The sequence below is a fragment of the Pseudomonas sp. F-14 TE3482 genome (assembly GCF_053629455.1).
Genome location: NZ_JBRJII010000001.1, coordinates 4,416,699 through 4,434,285, shown reverse-complemented (window position 1 = coordinate 4,434,285; position 17,587 = coordinate 4,416,699). Strand labels below are relative to the sequence as shown.

Below are 17,587 nucleotides of genomic sequence, written 5' to 3'. Positions count from 1 at the left end.
GGTTTTCTGAATAGGCGCAGTCAGGCCTGGGAAGTCTTTCTCAGCACTTCCCACACTGTCAGCTACATTGAAGGGGTGAACTCGAGCTCGGGCGTCATGCCATAACCGAGACACAAGCGTGGTGTGCAAGTATTCGGCATAGGCAAACAGAACTCTAAAACCGCATCGAGCCCAACAACCCTTGCAGGAAGTGCTCGCCCGCCTCCATCTGGCTGATCTCGATAAACTCGTCAGGCTTGTGCGCCTGTTCTATCGAGCCTGGGCCGCAGACTACAACCGGCACATCCAGCCGCTGTTTGAACAACCCGCCTTCGGTGCCAAAGGAAACCTTGGCAGTGCCGGTATCCGGCGCGGCAAAGTTCTTCAGAAAACGCACCGCTTCAACGCTCGGGTGGGTATCGAGACCGGGATAGACGTTCAGCGTTTCAATTTCGATATCCGCCACACTGGACAGCTTTTTAGCTTCGCGCACGATCACTTCGGCACGTTCGCGCATCTGCTCCAGAAACTGATCCAGATCGTCCGCCGGCAAGTTGCGCACTTCGAAATCCAGGGTGCAGAGGTTCGGCACGATGTTCAGCGCCTTGCCGCCGACAATCTGCCCGACATGCACGGTACTGAAGGGCACGTCATAGTCGGCATCCTGGGCGCCCTGCTCTTGCAGTTGCTGCTGGCTCTGACGCAGTGCCGCGATGAAATCGCACGCCACATGAATCGCATTGACCGAACGCGGTGCCAGCGAGGAATGCGCCTCCAGGCCGCGACAGTAAGTGCGATAAGAACCCTTGCCCTTGTGCCCGAGCACGAACTGCATGTTGGTAGGTTCGCCAATCACGCACAAAAATGGCCGCACCGGCGCCAGGTGCAGTACGTCGAGCAAACGCCGCACGCCGACGCAACCGATCTCTTCATCATGGGACAGTGCCAGTTGCAATGGCCGGTTCAATGAATGGTCGGCGGCATCGAGCATGGCGTCGATCGCCAGCGCGATAAAGCCCTTCATATCGCAACTGCCACGCCCGTAAATCCGCCCGTCCTGAACCGTCGCCTGAAACGCCGGGAAGGTCCAGGCCTGCCCCGCCGCCGGTACCACATCGGTGTGCCCGGACAGCAAAATCCCCGGCACTTCCCGTGGACCGGTACTGGCGAACAGGTTGGCTTTTTTACCGGTGCAATCCTTGACGATCAACGACTCGATGCCCTTGGTCAGCAGCAGATCGCGCACGTACTCGATCAAGGCCATGTTCGACTCCGAAGAAACGGTGTCGAACGCCATCAGCCGTTTGAGAATGTCCAGCACGCGGGGTTTCATGAGGCCCTGCTCCTTTGCTCAGTTGTCCGTTGCTCGGCTGAAGAAGCGAACCGGTTGATGGAGAACGGTAAAATCGAAGTGCTGGTGCTACCGGTGCTGATCAGTTCGGCCATCACGTCGCCCACGCCCGGACCGAGCTGGAAGCCATGGCCGGAGAAACCGAAGGCATAGAACAAGCCATCAACGGTGCCGCTTGGCCCCATCACGGGCAGGGAATCGGGCAGGTAACCTTCGATACCGCTCCAGACCCGAATGATGTTCAGGTTGCCGACACCCGGCAGCAGGCGACGCATTTGCTCGAACTGATTGAGAATGCTGCGCGGCTCGACATAGGCCCGGCGGTTGAGCATGTCCGGTTCGCTGCGATAGCCGCCACCAATGATGATGTTGCCCCGGGGTATCTGGCGGAAATAGATCACTTCCTCGGGAATTTTGGTGTACACGCCGATCACCGTCGGCAAGGCGTAAGGTACCGGTTCGGTCACGGCCATTTGCGGGCCTTTGGTCTCAAGCGGCACCGGTTCGCCAAACTGCGCCGAGAGTTTCTGACCCCAGGCGCCGGCAGTAATCAACAAGCGCTCGGCACTGAACTGGCGGCCGTCGGTGGTGCTGATGCTGAACTCGCCGCCGACCTTCTGCACCTCGGCCACTTCAGTACGCTCTTCAATCCGCGCACCGAGACGTCGTGCTGCCCGGGCAAACGCCGGGGCCGCCAGACGCGGATTAGCGTGACCGTCGTGGGGAGCGTAGGAGCCGCCCTTCACATCCGGGCCGAGGAACGGAAAACGCTGGTGCAACTCGTCGCCACGAAAGATCTTCAAGTCCAGCTGCTCCGCCTCAGGGGCGTCTGCGTAGGCTTGCAACTCGGCGATCTCGTCTTCGCGGTAACACACGCGCAAATGCCCGCTGGCGATGAATTCCAGGTCGTCATCGATCAGCTCCGGCAGACGTTTCCATAACCCATACGAGCGATTGGCCAACTCAAGCTGCCCGAGGTAACGACCCTGACGCCGCACGTTGCCGAAGTTCACGCCACTGGCGTACTGACCAATCTGGTCGCGCTCCAGCAGAATCACCGACTGCCCGCGCTGGCGCAGGAAAAATGCCGCCGCCGAACCCATGATGCCACCGCCGACAATCACGACATCGGCTTTCTGTACCGTCATGGCGACACCTCCTCGGTGAGCATCGAAAGGGGTTTGACCGGTGCCTGACCGCGCTGACGACCGACCTGTTCCACGCAAACGCCGGCGGCCGCGGCAATCACTTCAGCCCCCGCCTGGGAGCAATAACGCCCCTGGCAGCGGCCCATGCCGACCCGGCTGAATGCCTTGGCCCGGTTGACTTCACAAGCGCCTTTTTCCCGGACCACGGCACGCAATTCGCCCGCGCTGATCATTTCGCAGCGGCAGACGATGGCCGTGTCCGGCAACGCTTTGGCTTGCGCCGCCGGCCAGGGAAACGCTTGGGCCAGGCCGAGACGAAACTGATCCATTACCGCCAGCGCATGCCGTTGTTCGTCGCGCAACCCGATGTTCACCGGCTGCTGAAGATCCTCCAACAGCGCCATGGCCACTAGCCTTCCGGCGTGCTCGGCGGCATCGGCACCGCGAATTTTCGAACCGTCGCCGGCGGCATACACACCGCTGACCGAGGTTCGGCCGTCTTCATCGACGGCCAGCCACCATTGGCTGGAAGCCTCGTCAAAGCGCATACGGCAACCGGCCAGGTCGGCCAGTTGGGTTTCCGGGCGCAAGTGATAACCCAGCGCCACGGCATCGCAATCCACCGTCAAAGTCTCACCGCTCGCCGTGCGCACGCGTACGCCACTGACACCGTTGGCCGCATCGCCCAGCACTTGAAGCGGCGAAATGCCCAGGTGCACCGGAATTTTCGCTCGATAGAGCTGCGCCAGCAGTTTCATCCCGGTGAACAGCAAGCCGGGGCGTGCCAACAGCTTGGGCAATGCGCCGACTCGCTTGCTCAATGGCGAGGTGTCGAGTACCGCCGCGACCTTGGCCCCGGCTTTCACATACTGACTGGCAACCAAATAAAGCAACGGCCCGCTGCCCATGAATACCACGCGGTGGCCGATGGACACGGCCTGGGACTTGAGCGCAATCTGCGCCCCGCCGAGGCTGTAAGTGCCCGCCAATTGCCAGCCTTCGATCGGCATCAAGCGATCAGTGGCGCCGGTGCACAGGATCAGCGCGTCGTAATCCACCGTCGAGTGCTTGCCCTGGCTGACGCAGCACAGTTGCCCCGGCGTCAGGTTCCATACCAGCGTGTCCGGGCGATAGTCGATCTGCCGGCGCAAGCGGTCGAAGCTCTGGTGCAGGTCGTTGGCCTTGGCGGCTTCAGTGCCATACAGCGTGGCGTAATCGCGGGTAAAACCTTCGGGTTGGCGACGGTAGATTTGCCCGCCATCCCGACGATTCTCGTCAATCAGGATGGGCTTGAAACCCGCGGCGACCAGGGTTTCGGCACAACGTATGCCGGCCGGCCCGGCACCGATAATGGCTATCCGCGCAGTGGCCATATCGCCTCCGGTTGTGTGGTGACGATGTCCAGGCCTTCACGGACCTCATTGGAACAGGCGCGTAGACGTTCGCCGCTGCGAGTCCAGACCCAACAGTCCTGGCACGCGCCCATCAGGCAAAAACCGGCGCGCCGGCCCGAATCGAATTCCGATTGGCGCAGCGCCGAGCCCTGAGTCAGCAACGCGACCATCAGCGTATCGCCCTGCAGCGCCTCGATGGGCTTGCCGTCTACCTGAAGTTTGACGGTGGGCCGGCCCTGTTCGGCCAGCCTTACGAAACGCCCGTTCATGCATAGGCTCCCGTGGTCAAGCTGTTGGCATCCTTCTGGGTTTTCAGCAACTCGGCACTGTCGTGATGACAAAGGACTTCACTGCCGCCAACAATCAACCGACGGTCCGGCGGGACGCAATTGCACAGGCCGTCAACCCGCACCGGACAACGATTGAGGAAAGTGCACAGCCCAGGCACATTGGCTTTTGCACCAATGGGCGGCAGCGTGCCGCAGGTGGTTGTTCCACAGCCCTCCAGCCAGCCCTGGCGCAACTCCGGCACCGAATGGATCAACAGGTCGGTGTAGGGATGGAACGGCGCCTGGGCGTACGACTGGCGAGTGCCGGCCTGAATCTTGTGGCCGCTGTACATCACCACAATGTCGTCGCACAGCGCTCGCACGGTGGAGATGTCATGGCTGATGAACAGATAGGACACGCCCAGTTGCTGACGCAGGTCGCGCAACAGTTCGAGAATCGCCGCACCGACCACGGTATCCAGCGCCGAGGTCACTTCATCGCACAGAATCAGATCCGGCTTGGCGGCCAGGGCCCGGGCCAGATTGACCCGTTGCTTTTGCCCGCCGGACAGTTCGTTCGGGCGGCGTTCGGCCATGGTTCGCGGCAAGCGCACCAAATCCAGTAGCTCGCCGATGCGCTCGCGCAACGCGGCCCCCTTAAGGCCGAAATACATCTTCAGCGGCCGACTCAGAATGGTACTGACGCTGTGCATCGGGTTGAGTGCGGTGTCGGCATTCTGGAAAACCATTTGAATGCGTCGGAACTGCTCGTCGGTGCGCGACGACAGGCTGCCACCCAAGGGTTGGCCATCGAAGGTCAGACCACCGAGAGCGGGCTCCAGCAATCCGGCCACCACCCGTGCCAGGGTTGACTTGCCAGAGCCCGATTCACCGATCACGCCGATGGCCTGGCCTCTGCGAACCGTCAGGTCAATGTCTTCCAGCACGCGAATGGCCGGCATGCCTTGCGCGTTCTTGTTGCCGTAACCGGCGGTCAGGCCCTGGATGGTCAGCAGCGGCGTCTCTTCGGCGATGCCGCAAGGCGGACGAATCGTCGTGTCCGGCCGCGCCGCCGCCAGCAGGCTGCGGGTGTACTCATGAGCCGGGCCGTTGAGCAAAGGTCCGGTGGCGCTCTGTTCGAAGATCTGGCCGCCATTGAGCACCACGATCTGGTCAGCCATCTGCGCGACCACGGCCAGGTCATGGGATACATAGACCGCCGTCGCACCACGTTCACGCACCACCCGTTTGAAGGCACGCAGCACGTCGATCTGGGTCGTCACATCGAGTGCCGTGGTCGGTTCGTCGAGCACCACCAGCAGTGGATCGCTGATCAGTGCCATGGCCGCCATCACCCGTTGCAGTTGCCCGCCGGAGACTTGATGGGGATAGCGTTGGCCGATGCGATCGGGGTCTGGCAGGGCGAGATCGCGGAACAACTCGATGGCCTTGGCGTCAAGCTCCGCCCGGCTACCCAGGCCATGAATCAACGCGCCTTCCACCACTTGGTCGATGAGTTTTTTCGCCGGGTTGAACGCCGCCGCCGCGCTTTGCGCGATGTATGACACCCGATTGCCGCGCAAGCCTTGCAGTTCGCTTTCGCTCAACGCCAGCATGTCGTGTTCGCCGATTTGCACCACGCCACCTGCCAGCCGACAACCGCGCCGGGCATAACCGAGCAATGCCAGGGCGATGGTGGTCTTGCCGGAACCAGACTCACCGATCAATGCCAGCACTTCACCCTTTTGCAGGGAGAAGCTGACGCCCTTGACGATTTCCACCTCGCCGAGTTCGCCACAGGCGACTACTCGCAGGTCCTGGACTCGAATCAATTCGCTCATTTCAATGGCCTCCCGAACGTCGACTACGTCGCGACGACAGCCGGTCGATAAACAGATTCACACCGATGGTCAGTGTGCCGATGGCCAGGGCCGGAATCACGATGGCCGGTGCTCCCTGATTGAGGCCACCGATGTTCTCGCGCACCAGCGAGCCGAGGTCGGCATCCGGCGGTTGCACACCCAGGCCCAGAAAGCTCATGCCGCTGAGCAGCAGAACGATGAAACCGAAGCGCAAGCCCAGGTCCGTCAGCACCGGATTGAGCATGTTCGGCAGGATTTCCACGCAGGCGATGTACAGCCGACGCTCGCCGCGAGTACGGGCCACTTGCACGTATTCCAGCGCTTCGATATTCACCGCCATGCTGCGGGCGATACGGAACGCGCCCGGGGTGAAGCTCAATACCGCCGTGCAGATCAGCAAGATGACCGAGGAGCCGAAGGCCGAGACCATGATCAGTGCCAGCATCTTGCTGGGGATCGAAATGAAGGCGTCCATCAGGCGACTGATCAGCTCATCCAGCCACTTTGGTGAAACCACCGACAGCAACGCAAAACTGGTCCCCAACCCGCTGGCCAATACTGCGGCTATCAACGCCAGGCCGACAGTGAATCGTGCACCGACGAGGATCCGGCTGAGCATGTCGCGGCCCAAGTAATCGGTGCCGAACGGGTAAGCAGCACTCAGGTTGTCGAAGACATTATCAGAGACCACTTCCCCAACCGGATGTGGCGCCAGCCACGGGCCGAAGATGGCCACCAGCAACCAGATCACACACATCGCGGCACCGATCAGGCCGAGCCAGGACGATCCGTGGGAAACCTTGCCCAGCGCTAATTTTGTAGTAGCCGGCGATTTCACAATGAGATTGTTCATTGATTTCTCAGCCTCGGATTGGAAAGAATCGCGCACAGGTCGGCAATCAGCACCAACGTCAGATACGCCGTACAAAACAACATGGTGCAGGCTTGAACCAGTGCCATGTCGCGGTTGGTCACTGCATCGACCATGAGGCTGGCGATGCCGGGGTAGTTGAAGATCGTCTCGACGATCACCACCCCGCCCAACAGGTAGGAAAGACTCAGGGCGATGGCATTGGCAATCGGCCCGATGGCATTGGGCAAGGCATGGCGCAGGACGATTCGAATCTTGCTCACGCCTTTGAGCCGGGCCATTTCCACGTAAGGGCTGTCGAGCTGATCGATCACCGCCGCCCGGGTCATGCGTGCCATTTGCGCGACGATGACGCAGCACAGCGTCATCACCGGCAACGCGTAAGTGCGCATGAATTGCCAGGGTGAAGTGATGTCACTGGCGTACGACAGCGCCGACAACCAGCCCAGGTTCACCGCGAATATCAGCACCGCCAGGGTCGCCACCAGAAACTCCGGCACCGCTACCATGGTCAAGGTCAAAAAGCTGAGGAAACCGTCGATGCGCCCGCCCCGCCCCATCGCCGAACCGATGCCCAGGATCAACGCCACCGGTACTGATACCAGCGCCGTGGCGGCCGCCAGCATCAGGGTGTTAGGCACCCGCCCGGCCATCAACTCGCTGACCGGCATGGCGTTGGAAACGGACTGCCCCATGTCACCACTGAGCAAGTTCATCAACCAGTGCAGGTAACGCAACACACCCGGCTGATCCAGCCCCATTTTCAAGCGCAAGGCTGCCACTTGTTCCGGTGTGGCGAACTGCCCCAGAGACTGTTGTGCCGCGTCTCCCGGCAGCACCGCCGTGATGGCGAAAACCACCATGGACACCATCAACAAGGTCACGATCGCCGCGCCCAGGCGCCGGCCGATCAACCACAGTGTGTTGCTATTCATCACCCTATCCTCATGCAATGTCGCTGCAGCAAAAACCCGACGTTCATCAAGCATCCAGCCAGATCTGCTCGGCAAACATGTAGCCCATGAAACCGCCCAGAGGGTTGGTGCCGTAGCCTTTGACTCGCTGATCGGCACCATCGATGTTGCTGATGAACACCGGCACGCCGATACCGCTGTGCTCATGCACCAAGGTTTGCATGTCTGCGTACATCTTGCCGCGCTTGGCCTCGTCGGTTTCACCTCGGGCTTGTACCAGCAACTGGTCGAACTGATCGTTTTTCCAGCCTGACTCGTTCCAGGGTGCTGTCGACTGGAAGAACTGCGAGAAAAGCATGTCGGCATTGGGCCGCGGGTTGATGTTGCCGAAACTCAGCGGGTGCTTCGCCCAATGGTTGGACCAGTAGCCATCGCTCGGCAGGCGGTTGACGTCGAGCTTGAGCCCGGCCTGTTTGGCTGACTGCTGCAGCAGCACGGCGATGTCCACCGATCCGGTCGCGGCAGGCGAGCACATCAGCGGCATGGTGATGCTTTCCATACCGGCCTTTTTTAGCAGGAACCTGGCTTTTTCCGGGTCGTAGGCACGTTGCGGCAGGTCGGCGTTGTAGAAGCGCGCACCGGGTGCGATCGGGTGATCGTTGCCGACCCTGGCGAAGCCACGGAATATCGCCGACTTGATCTGCTCCCGGTCCAGCAGCAACTTCATGGCCTCGGTGAACTCCGGGCTTTTGCCTGGCAACTGGTCCTGACGAATGATCAGGTCGGTGTAGTTACCCGACGGCGAGTCCACGACTCGATGCTTGGGACTGGCCTTGATACGGATCGTTGAGCGCGGGTTAACTTCGTTGCAGATCTGTACGTCGCCCGACAACAGGGCGTTGATTCGCGACGGCTCGTCGGCAATGGCAATAAATTCGATTTCATCCAGATAGGGCAAACCGGGTTTCCAGTAATCGGTATTGCGCACACCAATCGAACGCACCCCGGGCTTGAACTCCTTGGCCTTGAACGGACCGGTGCCGATGCCCTGGCTGAAATCGCTCGTCCCCTCGGGAACGATCAACATGTGAGAGATGGCAAGCACCGATGGCAGTTCAGCATTTGGGCCGCTCAACTGTATCTGCACTTCATGGGTGCCGTTGGCCTTGACTTCGGCGAACTGCGACGCCAGCGGCAGGACCTTGGAACCGGTGATTGGATCCTTGTGCCGCAACAGAGAAAACACCACGTCGGCCGCTGTCAGAGGCTTGCCATTGTGGAAGACCACTTCCTTGCGCAGGGTGATCACCCAGAGCGTAGCGTCAGTGGTGTCGATACGCTCGGCCAACTCGAGTTGCGGCACCATATGGCTGTCGAAACGCGTCAGCCCGTTGTAGAACATGTAATGGCGCACGTAGTCGGTGGACGACGAACCTTTGGCCGGATCCAGCGTATCGGCGGTGGAACTGGACGAGCCTGCGACGCGGATACGACCGCCAGGTTTGCCTTTGCCAGGGCTTGCGGCTTCATCATCGGCAAACAGCTTGCCGGCGGCGCCGAACAGGCTGCCGGCGCCCGCGACGGCCACCCCTGCCAACCCCAACATTTGCAATGCATTGCGGCGTGACATGCCGCGATTGAGCCCTTCGAAAATGCGCAGACTTTCTTTCCCTGTGATCAACTGGGAGTCGATACTGTTTTTGTTGTCAGTCATGTCAGTTCTACCTTTCGAAAAATGATAAGGCTCGAGTGCTCGCGATTAATCGTGTGTGGTTGAAACGTAAAGCAAATACCTTGAACTCAGTGTAGGTAGTCCTGCAGGCGGTAATACGCACCCACCAAGGGCAGGAACCAGGGCTTGCCGAAATGCCCGGGAATGGCTGGCCAGTCGAGTTCGCGCCAGGGATTGGCTTCGACCTTGCCGGCCATGACCTCGGCCATGACTTGCCCCATGTGTACCGACATCTGTACGCCATGACCGCTGTAACCCATGGAGTAATAAACACCTCCATGCTGGCCGGCCCGGGGCAACCGATCGGAGGTCATGTCCACCAACCCACCCCAGCAGTAATCGATCTTCACACCAGCCAACTGCGGGAACATCTGCACCATCGCCGCTTGCAACACTTTGCCGCTCTTGGCGTCGGACACGCTGTCAGACATGGCAAACCGCGCACGGCCGCCAAACAGCAAGCGGTTGTCCGGCGTCAGGCGGAAGTAGTTACCGATCATGCGGCTGGTGACATAGGAACGGTGTGCCGGCAGCAAGCTGTCGATCAAGGCCTGTGGTAGCACCTCAGTGGCGATCACGAAACTGCCCACCGGCACGATCCGCCGCCGATACCAACCCAATCCGCCCTGCTGGCACGTGCCGGTAGCCAGCAGGACCTGTTTGGCGTGCAACGAACCCTTGGTGGTATTGACCTGATAGCCGCCGGCGCGGGCTTTCCAGTCCGTCACCGACACGCCCTGGAAGATCAACGCACCGTGACGTGCGGCCGCCTCGGCCAGACCGACACCGAAGCGCCCGACATGCATCTGCACCCCGTTGCGCTGCAGCAAACCGCCATGGAACTGAGCCGAGTTGACTTCAGCACGGACCTCTTGTGCAGACAGCAACTCGACCTCGGCATCGACCTCCCGCCGAATCAGTTCGCAGGTGCGCGCCAAGCCTTCGTAATGCATCGGTTTGGCGGCCAGCTTGAGCTTGCCATTGCGCTTGAGGTCGCAGGCAATCTGCTCCTGCTCTACCAGCGAGACGACACTCTGCACGGCGCTTTCATAGGCCAGGTAATAGGCTCGCGCTTTATCAGCGCCGAGGCTGGCGCTGAGTGCCGCGTAATCCTGGGCAACGCCGGTGTTGCACTGACCGCCATTGCGCCCTGACGCTTCGCCAATCACTCGCCCACCTTCCAGCACCACCACACTGGCCCCCTTCAAGGCCAGGGCCCGGGCCGCCGCCAGGCCGGTGAAGCCACCACCGACGATGGCCACATCGACCTGCTCGGGCAACGCACCGAGCTGAGCACCGGTGAATACCGGTGCGGTATCGAGCCAATAGGACTCACTGCCCATGTCTATCCCCTTTTGCCTTGAAGAGTGCCCTGAGACTCAGAGACCGACTAAACCGGCCAATCCGCCGATATCCGGGATCTGGTGGTAGCCATAGACGGCATTCGCCGGCTGTTCATGACCACGAGCAACGAAGGCCTTGTGCTTGATCTTCATGTCGTGGGCCGACATCAGGTCATAACGGAAGCTCGAGGACACGTGCAGAACGTCCTCCGGCCCGCAGCCGAGGTTATCGAGCATGAACTCGAAGGCAGCCAGGCGTGGCTTGTAGGCCTGGGCTTGCTGGGCGGTGAAGACCTTGTGGAAGGGCGCGCCGAGCTTGTCGACGTTGGACATGATCTGCTCGTCCATCGCGTTGGAGAAAATCACCAGCGGAATCTTGTCGGCGATTTTCGCCAGGCCGGCCGGCACGTCGGCATGTGGGCCCCACGTCGGTACGGCGTCATAGTAGAGTTGGCCTTCGCCTTTGTACTCGATGCCCCAACGCTTGCAGACCCGCGCCAGAGAGGTCTTGATAATCTCATCATACGGCCGCCAGTCACCCATCACCTGATCCAGACGATAGGCGGAGAAGTCCTTGACGAACTGATCCATCTGCCCGGCAGGGACACGATCGGCGAACAGCTCGCGCGTCATGTTTCCCATTTGAAAGTTGGTCAACGTGCCGTAGCAGTCAAAGGTAATAAACTTGGGTCGAAGAAAGCTCATGAGTGCAGTCCTGAATGATGGTTGAGGTCATGACGGGGCAAGCAGTTACTCCGTTCGAGAAGCATCGGGGTAACGCTGCATCACGAAATTATTACAACACCAAGAGACCCTGCATAAATCGTTAAAAGTATAGGTTGTGTGGCACAAACCACCGTTTTGCAGGGCTTGCTCAGCAGACTGTGCGGGACGCTCCAGACTCGGGCGCAGCCCCCCTTTTTCTGAGCTTTGTGGGCCGTTATAGCGCACCGGCGAGCGACTCGGAACCCGACATGCGGCAGAATCTGCCTGCGCAACGAGAACGGGCGCATCCCCCTGAGGAATGCGCCCGTTTATTGTTTTTACGAGTGAGTGACGCGGCCTTTCCTCAGAATTCCGCGACCTTGCCCCACGCCGAAGACCGGAACCGATCCGGATGATAGGGACGAGGATCAACCAGGGGCTCGGTACCGCTGATAATGTCGGCGATCAAGTGGCCAGCCCCAGGGCCGATGCCGAAGCCATGGCCACTGAACCCCGCCGCCAGCACCAGGCCAGGGAGGGTCGCCATCTCGCCGATCCCCGGGACGCCGTCAGGCGTGCTGTCCACGTAGCCTGCCCAGGCACCGGTGACTGTCGACGCCTTCAGCAGCGGGACCAGGTCCAGCGCGCGCTTGTAAGTCAATTCAACGATCTTGGCGTCTGCCCTCGGATCAAGAACTCGCATTCTCTCCATCGGCGTTGGCTGATCCAGCTGCCAACGACCCAGGCCTTCATGACCCGACTGGAAGCCTTGCAGTCCGCCGGGCGCAAGCTTGCGCCATCTACGCTGGAACATCGGCAGGAACTGCGGGGCGAAGCGCAGAAGTTGCAGGGTGGGGTCAACGCGTCCACTGCCACTGATGGACAGCGTGAACCCTCCATTAGAACGACGGGTCATGGAGATGTCATTTGTGTGGAGCGCATCCGGTATTTCTTTGCTGCCCTTGGAAACCGACATCACCGTCTGGCGAATGGTCGCCTGGGGAAATCGAATGTCGTACTGACGGCAGAAAGAGGACGCCCACGCTCCCCCGGCGAGCACCGCGTGCTTCGTGCGAATGGTGCCCTTCTCGGTAACGACTGCAGACAACCGGCCACCTTCGGTCTCGAGGCCACGTGCTGCGCACCCCTGGTGCACGGTGCCCCCAAGCTTGATGATGGCCCGTGCGACCGCCGGGGCCGCACGGGATGGGTCCGCGATACCGTCGCTCGGTGAAAAGACCCCGCCTTTCCAGGGCTTACCAGTCACCCGGCCGCGTTGAGCGGCCTGTTCCGCGGTCAGCATATGGGTTGTTACATTGACAGTGCGGGCAAATTCACCCCACCGTGCCCAGCCGGCCAGTTCCTTCTCGTTGTTGCTGAGATAGAGCAAGCCGCATCTTTTGAATCCCGTGTCCTCACCGGTCTCTGCGGCGAACTGCTCCCACAGATCCAGGCTTTTGGTCGACATCGGCAGCTCACGAGCGTCTCGATTCTGCTGACGGCACCAGCCCCAGTTTCGACTCGATTGCTCAGCACCGACACGTCCTTTTTCCACCAATGCGACCTTCATGCCGCGCTTGGCCAGGTAATAGGCAGCAAAAGTCCCGACAATGCCGCCGCCAATCACGACAACGTCAGCGTCCGTCGGAAGTTCAGAATTCGTCTCTACGGAAGTTAAAGGTGCAGGCATTTCCAGGATGTCCATTGAGGGCCGGGGTCGCTGGTGCGCCGGCCATTCGCGGAAGATTGCGACCAGGGCAAGCAGTTGCTCCGTTCCAGAAACATCGGCGCAATGCTGCATCACGGATTTATTACAACACCATGCGACCACGCATAAACGGCTAAAAACATAGGCTGTCTGGTACAAACCACTGTTTTACGCGGCTTGCCCAGCAGACTTTGTGGGACGATCAGCTGCTCCATGATCGCCAGGCTTTGCACCCCATCACATTGATGCAAAGTTAGCCTTGCAGATACAGCAGATTATCCCTTGCAAACTTAAAGAACGGCACATTTTGTCTGGGCCGCTTTGTTAGCTTATTGATAACCACCCTCTGCTGCTCGCAGTGCCTAATTACCGCTCTAAGGAGCTAGTTGGATGACCACACAATCTTCGTATAGCTACAGCGTTGATCCGCAAACGTCTCACACGTTTTATATCAATGGCTGTTGGTCCTCCCCGGCAATCCCGGCCAGTTTGCCGGTGGTCAATCCGGCAACTGAAGAGGTTGTTGCGCACGTCGCGCAGGGCTCCGCCGAGGATGTTGATCGGGCAGTCGCTGCAGCTCGTGCAGCGTTTCCTGGCTGGTCTGCCACCTCGGCAGCAGCGCGCGCGCTTTTCCTTGGAAAGATCTATGACCTGATCCTTGAACGAAAAGAAGTGCTTGCCCAGGCGATCTCTCTCGAGATGGGCGCGGCCATCGGTTCCGCACGGGCAATGCAAGTGCCCCTCGCGGCCGAACACGTTCGGGTCGCACGGGATCTGCTGTCCAGCTATCGTTTCCAAACCATTGAAGGCAGTACCGCGATTGAACGCGAACCCATTGGCATCTGCGGTCTCATCACTCCGTGGAACTGGCCGCTTTATCAAATCACCGCAAAAGTCGCCCCGGCTATTGCTGCCGGCTGCACAGTGGTCTTGAAACCCAGCGAACTGTCGCCATTGAGCGCCCTTCTTTTCGCACAACTGGTGCATGACGCAGGCCTTCCACCGGGCGTGTTCAACCTTGTGAATGGAAGTGGTTCCGAGGTCGGCGCAGCCATGGCGGCGCACCCGGATGTCGATATGATTTCGATCACCGGCTCAAACCGCGCGGGCGCGCTGGTCGCCCAGGCGGCCGCCCATACGGTGAAACGCGTCACGCAAGAGTTGGGGGGCAAGTCCCCGAACGTCCTGCTGCCCGACGCCGATTTCGCCAAAGCCGTCCCGCTGGGAGTGATGTCTGCGTTTCGCAACGTAGGACAATCGTGCAGCGCGCCGACAAGAATGATCGTTCCAAAGGACAGACTGGCCCAGGTCGAGTCGCTGGCCGCGGCAACTGCCAATGCAATCATCGTGGGTGACCCGCGTTTGGAAGAGACGGTGCTGGGCCCCATTGCCAACGAAGCACAGTTCAATCGCGTGCAATCAATGATCGAGGCAGGTCTGAACGAGGGCGCAAAACTCGTTTGCGGCGGACCAGGGCGCGTACAGGGCTATGAAAAGGGCTTCTACACCCGACCCACTGTTTTCTCCGAGGTGAATTCCGCCATGCGGATCGCCCAGGAAGAAATTTTTGGTCCAGTGCTGTGCATCATTCCCTATGAGACCGTCGATGAAGCGATCGCAATCGCAAACGACACGGTATACGGGCTGGGTGCCCATGTTCAGGCTCAGAACCTTGATCTTGGACGCGCCGTTGCCGCTCGTATCCGCGCCGGACAAGTGCATCTGAATTACCCTGCCTGGGATCCAATGGCTCCATTCGGCGGCTACAAACGATCGGGAAACGGTCGAGAGTATGGTGTCTATGGTTTCGAGGAATATCTGGAAACCAAAGCAATCATTGGGTTTGGCGGCGAACGATAGAGATTTCGTCGGGGTTACCATGAGGCGCCCCCCCGTTCCGACCGGTACAAATACCGGCGAAACGGGGACAGCGCGTCAACGAATCAGAACGTCACACTGGCGCTGAGGCGTGCCGTGCGCGGCTCGCCGACATTGACTGCCAGTTGGGTGCCGGTAGAGGACGGGTAGTACTGTTTGTCGAACAGGTTGTCGACGTTGAATTGCAGCGAAGTCTTGTAGCCGAACATCGGCGTTTCCCAACGCACGAAGGCATCGGCCACGGTGTAGCTGCTCAGCCAGAAATCGTTGGCGTTGTTGGCCGCGCGCTCGCCGACGTAACGTGCGCCAGCGCCGGTATGCCAGGCCCCGAATTCCGTTGGAATGTTCAGGTGATGGGTGAGGTACAGGCTCGCGGTGTGCTTGGGCGCATCGGCAAGGCGATGACCTTCGTCATCCGGATCGTCGAGGATTTCCGTGTGGGTGTAAGCGTAGGTGCCGATCAGGTCCCAGCGCTCGGCCACACGCCCGGTGATGTCCAGTTCCAGGCCCTGTGAACCGACCTTGCCCGCCGCCTCCGAAAGGCTGACGCCACCGATCGACTGGCTCGTCACGACGTTTTTCTTGACGATGTCGAACAGCGCAAGGTTGATGTTCAGCCCCGGCAGCGGATCGTACTTCGCACCGACCTCGTAGCTGCGGCCCTCCTCCGGATCGAAGGTGTGGCCGGCGTCGTCGACTTCGGTATTGGGCTTGAACGAACGGCTGTAGTTGCCATACAGCGACAAGGTATCGGTGGCTTTGTAGACCAGGCCCAGAAATGGCACGAAGGCATTGCCGTTATCGTCGCGGTTGACGGTATAGCGGCTGCCTCGGCCCTGATCGCTGTACTGATCGTAGTGCTGCTGACGACCGCCGAGGACCAGGATCCAGCGGTCATCGAGGTGCCAGTTATCCTTGAAGTACACGGAGCTTGAGGTCAGCTGATTGCTCAGATCACTTTGCGTGGCACTTACCAGACTGGGTTCAGCCAAACGCCCATAAACTGGCGCGGTGATGTCGAAGCCTGACCGCGGGGTATTACGGTAGGTTTTGCCACGGAATTGGTCGGACGCTTCAGTATCCGCGCCGATCAGCAGGTCATGGCGTTGGCCGAACAGCTCCTGCTGGCCGATGAAATCCCAACTGGCGTAGCGGGTTTCATCGTCGTAATGAGCGCCGTTGGCAGCACGTCGCAGATTGTTGCCGGTCAACGCATTCGGCTGGGCAATCGAGAGGCTGTAGCGGTCGTTGTTCCAGCCGTAGGTGACGCGGGTTTTCCAATCGTCACTCAACTGATACTCGAAACGCGCGGTAGCCACTTCACGGATACCGACGCTTTTCGCCCAGCGTTCGTCGAGGCGCTTGTCGTAGTCGATGTCCGCCGGGTGACCGTTGGTGAACACGGTGCCGCGGTCGAAGGGGCTGGAATAATCGTTGTATTCGTAACTCAGGGTCAGACTGGCGCGGTCACCGGTCCAGCTCAGCGATGGCGCGACCAGAGTGCTCTCATTCACGCCATAGTTGCGCCAGTAATCTTCATGGCCGCGTTCGGCAATCAGGCGATAGGCCAGGCCCGTGTCTCCCAAAGGCCCGGTGGTGTCCACGGCCAGGGTGCCGCCGCCTTCGCTATAGGCCGAGCCACTCAGCGTTGTGCTCTGGGTGTATTCAGGTTTCTTGCTGATCACGTTGATCAATCCGCCGGGCTCCAGCGCGCCGTACAGCATTGAAGCAGGCCCTTTGAGCACTTCCACACGATCCGTGGTGGCGCTGAAGTTGTGGCCCATATTGGAACGCACGCCATCGCGCAGGATCGAGCCGTCGTCGTTGGTGCCAAAACCGCGCTTGACCAGGGAGTCCCGCGAGTTGCCCAAGGTATTGCCCTGGCTGACACCACTGACGAACTTCATGGCGTCGTCCAGCGAGCGCACCTGATAGTCAGCCAGGGTCTGTTGGGTGACCACATTGATCGATTGCGCCTCTTCCTTGATCGGCACATTGCTCTTGCTCGCGGTGCTGGCTTGAGAGGTGGTGTAGCTCGTGTCCTGGCTGACGCGGTTTGCCTGAATATCCGTGGTCGGCAGTTCGAGGGGGGCCTGTGCCCACAGAGGACTGGCAAACATAACGCAGGAGAGCGTCGGCAACGCGTGTTTCATGAAGACCTTGCGGCGGGCAAAGGGGTGGGGCTGGCTCAAGACGTCGCACTCGATGAGTTTGTGGTAACGATTCTCATTGTATTGTGCGATCTATTTTCAGTAAATACCCTTGACGGCCATCTGCCCGCTTTTGATTTAGGAGGGTTTTGTGTGTTGTCTGCCGATCGGTTTCAGCAAGTACTCTGTGTGCGTCAAAAAAAATGGCCCGTTAAAACAACGGCTTGAGGGCTTTTAATAGATTATTGGACAGAAGGCTATATTTTTGACTAGTGACATTTGA

The 17,587-nt window shown here is 60.0% G+C and carries 14 protein-coding genes; 2 read left to right on the top strand and 12 right to left on the bottom strand.

Features of this window, described 5'->3' with window-relative positions; translation table 11 throughout:
• Nucleotides 1-154: 154 nt before the first annotated feature.
• The 11 genes from argE to AB7M26_RS19860 form a co-directional block, all read right to left on the bottom strand.
• Nucleotides 155-1,312 (bottom strand): acetylornithine deacetylase, encoded by a 1,158-nt coding sequence (argE, locus tag AB7M26_RS19910; RefSeq protein ID WP_123494843.1) that lies wholly within the window; start codon nt 1,310-1,312, stop codon nt 155-157.
• Nucleotides 1,309-2,478 (bottom strand): NAD(P)/FAD-dependent oxidoreductase, encoded by a 1,170-nt coding sequence (locus AB7M26_RS19905; RefSeq protein ID WP_429385838.1) that lies wholly within the window; start codon nt 2,476-2,478, stop codon nt 1,309-1,311. The genes argE and AB7M26_RS19905 overlap by 4 nt, the downstream gene beginning before the upstream one ends.
• Entirely contained in the window at nt 2,475-3,851 is a 1,377-nt protein-coding gene (locus AB7M26_RS19900) for an FAD/NAD(P)-dependent oxidoreductase (protein WP_123494846.1), read from the bottom strand. The genes AB7M26_RS19905 and AB7M26_RS19900 overlap by 4 nt, the downstream gene beginning before the upstream one ends.
• Nucleotides 3,833-4,141, bottom strand: a complete 309-nt coding sequence (locus tag AB7M26_RS19895) for a (2Fe-2S)-binding protein (protein ID WP_048393142.1) — start codon at nt 4,139-4,141, stop codon at nt 3,833-3,835. The genes AB7M26_RS19900 and AB7M26_RS19895 overlap by 19 nt, the downstream gene beginning before the upstream one ends.
• The gene (locus tag AB7M26_RS19890; RefSeq protein WP_123494847.1) at nt 4,138-5,982 is read right to left on the bottom strand and encodes an ABC transporter ATP-binding protein; all 1,845 of its coding nucleotides are present in this window, start codon (nt 5,980-5,982) and stop codon (nt 4,138-4,140) included. Before AB7M26_RS19890 ends, AB7M26_RS19895 begins: the two co-directional genes overlap by 4 nt.
• Nucleotide 5,983: 1 nt before the next feature.
• Nucleotides 5,984-6,856: an ABC transporter permease gene (locus AB7M26_RS19885; RefSeq protein ID WP_123494848.1), complete on the bottom strand. Its 873-nt coding sequence runs from the start codon at nt 6,854-6,856 to the stop codon at nt 5,984-5,986.
• Nucleotides 6,853-7,809, bottom strand: a complete 957-nt coding sequence (locus AB7M26_RS19880; RefSeq protein ID WP_123494849.1) for an ABC transporter permease — start codon at nt 7,807-7,809, stop codon at nt 6,853-6,855. The genes AB7M26_RS19885 and AB7M26_RS19880 overlap by 4 nt, the downstream gene beginning before the upstream one ends.
• A gap of 46 nt (nt 7,810-7,855) precedes the next feature.
• Nucleotides 7,856-9,502, bottom strand: coding sequence for an ABC transporter substrate-binding protein (locus AB7M26_RS19875; protein WP_123494850.1), 1,647 nt, complete (start codon nt 9,500-9,502; stop codon nt 7,856-7,858).
• Between the two features lie 86 nt (nt 9,503-9,588).
• Complete coding sequence (locus AB7M26_RS19870; protein ID WP_123494851.1) at nt 9,589-10,863, bottom strand: NAD(P)/FAD-dependent oxidoreductase; 1,275 nt, start codon at nt 10,861-10,863, stop codon at nt 9,589-9,591.
• Nucleotides 10,864-10,899: 36 nt separating this feature from the next.
• On the bottom strand, nt 10,900-11,568 hold the full coding sequence (locus AB7M26_RS19865) for a haloacid dehalogenase type II (protein ID WP_030128895.1): 669 nt from the start codon (nt 11,566-11,568) through the stop codon (nt 10,900-10,902).
• 364 nt (nt 11,569-11,932) lie between these two features.
• Entirely contained in the window at nt 11,933-13,258 is a 1,326-nt protein-coding gene (locus AB7M26_RS19860) for an NAD(P)/FAD-dependent oxidoreductase (protein WP_429378171.1), read from the bottom strand.
• A gap of 408 nt (nt 13,259-13,666) precedes the next feature.
• On the opposite strand from AB7M26_RS19860, the gene AB7M26_RS19855 reads away from it, so the two are divergent.
• Nucleotides 13,667-15,136 carry an aldehyde dehydrogenase family protein gene (locus tag AB7M26_RS19855; RefSeq protein ID WP_429376301.1) on the top strand — a complete coding sequence of 490 codons (1,470 nt, stop codon included), beginning with the start codon at nt 13,667-13,669 and terminating at the stop codon, nt 15,134-15,136.
• A gap of 83 nt (nt 15,137-15,219) precedes the next feature.
• Here the strand turns inward: AB7M26_RS19855 and AB7M26_RS19850 are convergent, their stop codons facing one another.
• Nucleotides 15,220-17,307 carry a TonB-dependent siderophore receptor gene (locus AB7M26_RS19850; protein WP_429385836.1) on the bottom strand — a complete coding sequence of 696 codons (2,088 nt, stop codon included), beginning with the start codon at nt 17,305-17,307 and terminating at the stop codon, nt 15,220-15,222.
• On the opposite strand from AB7M26_RS19850, the gene AB7M26_RS19845 reads away from it, so the two are divergent.
• The gene (locus tag AB7M26_RS19845) at nt 17,299-17,532 is read left to right on the top strand and encodes a hypothetical protein (protein WP_429376297.1); all 234 of its coding nucleotides are present in this window, start codon (nt 17,299-17,301) and stop codon (nt 17,530-17,532) included. The two genes, AB7M26_RS19850 and AB7M26_RS19845, sit on opposite strands and share 9 nt — an antisense overlap.
• Nucleotides 17,533-17,587: the final 55 nt, after the last annotated feature.

Bases quoted from the DNA above. Each gene is read 5' to 3' on its own strand.
- argE (WP_123494843.1), bottom strand. From the start codon at position 1,312: ATGAAACCCCGCGTGCTGGACATTCTCAAACGGCTGATGGCGTTCGAC.
- AB7M26_RS19905 (WP_429385838.1), bottom strand. From the start codon at position 2,478: ATGACGGTACAGAAAGCCGATGTCGTGATTGTCGGCGGTGGCATCATG.
- AB7M26_RS19900 (WP_123494846.1), bottom strand. From the start codon at position 3,851: ATGGCCACTGCGCGGATAGCCATTATCGGTGCCGGGCCGGCCGGCATA.
- AB7M26_RS19895 (WP_048393142.1), bottom strand. From the start codon at position 4,141: ATGAACGGGCGTTTCGTAAGGCTGGCCGAACAGGGCCGGCCCACCGTC.
- AB7M26_RS19890 (WP_123494847.1), bottom strand. From the start codon at position 5,982: ATGAGCGAATTGATTCGAGTCCAGGACCTGCGAGTAGTCGCCTGTGGC.
- AB7M26_RS19885 (WP_123494848.1), bottom strand. From the start codon at position 6,856: ATGAACAATCTCATTGTGAAATCGCCGGCTACTACAAAATTAGCGCTG.
- AB7M26_RS19880 (WP_123494849.1), bottom strand. From the start codon at position 7,809: ATGAATAGCAACACACTGTGGTTGATCGGCCGGCGCCTGGGCGCGGCG.
- AB7M26_RS19875 (WP_123494850.1), bottom strand. From the start codon at position 9,502: ATGACTGACAACAAAAACAGTATCGACTCCCAGTTGATCACAGGGAAA.
- AB7M26_RS19870 (WP_123494851.1), bottom strand. From the start codon at position 10,863: ATGGGCAGTGAGTCCTATTGGCTCGATACCGCACCGGTATTCACCGGT.
- AB7M26_RS19865 (WP_030128895.1), bottom strand. From the start codon at position 11,568: ATGAGCTTTCTTCGACCCAAGTTTATTACCTTTGACTGCTACGGCACG.
- AB7M26_RS19860 (WP_429378171.1), bottom strand. From the start codon at position 13,258: ATGCCTGCACCTTTAACTTCCGTAGAGACGAATTCTGAACTTCCGACG.
- AB7M26_RS19855 (WP_429376301.1), top strand. From the start codon at position 13,667: ATGACCACACAATCTTCGTATAGCTACAGCGTTGATCCGCAAACGTCT.
- AB7M26_RS19850 (WP_429385836.1), bottom strand. From the start codon at position 17,307: ATGAAACACGCGTTGCCGACGCTCTCCTGCGTTATGTTTGCCAGTCCT.